The sequence below is a fragment of the Mediterraneibacter sp. 210702-DFI.3.120 genome, from assembly GCF_020561005.1.
Classification (GTDB): Bacteria; Bacillota; Clostridia; order Lachnospirales; family Lachnospiraceae; genus Mediterraneibacter; species Mediterraneibacter faecis.
Genome location: NZ_JAJCNG010000073.1, coordinates 1 through 681 on the forward strand (window position 1 = coordinate 1; position 681 = coordinate 681).

1 pseudogene is annotated in these 681 nt (G+C 35.7%); it reads left to right on the top strand.

The annotated features are described in order from the left end of the window. A pseudogene (locus LI162_RS15245) lies at positions 1-594 on the top strand (IS4 family transposase); the annotation flags it as partial. Between the last annotated feature and the right edge of the window lie 87 nt (positions 595-681).

The window sequence follows — 681 nt, forward strand, 5'->3', positions numbered from 1 at the left end:
AATTATAACATTGCTAAGAAATGCTCTGGAGACATAATCACGGTTCTTCCCGGCAACGAAAAAGACGGGACTGAGGATATCAGGATAAGAGTCATCGAAGTTATTCTCAGTGATGGAACGAAAGAGTATCTTGCCACCAATCTTTTTGATTCACATATTTCTCAACAGATGTTCCGCGAACTTTACTTCTATCGCTGGCCAGTCGAAACAAAATATAAGGAATTGAAAAGCCGCCTTGCTATTGAAGAATTTTCCGGTGCAACGACCACTTCAGTGCTTCAAGAATTTTATATCAACGTACTTCTTTCAAACCTGTCATCTCTTATTAAAAATCAAGTTGATGAAGAAATTCAGATTACCGCTAAAAATACAAATAAATATCGATACCAAGCAAACCGAGCATTTATTATCGGACGTGTCAAAACAATAGTTCCCAAAATCCTGTCTAATCTTTTCGATTTATCTGTACTTGATATACTATATAAGGAATCTCTCAGATGCAGATCTCAGATTATGCCTGGAAGAACATTCCGACGAAAGAAGAATAAAGCAATAGGCAGAACACATTTTAACAATAAAAAAGTTGCATTCTAATATCAATAGCTGTTAATAGGGCTTTTTCTGTGAAGCTCTATTAAAGTGCGTCTTCTTTTCAAATCTACCTTCCTCTTTTCTCAATTT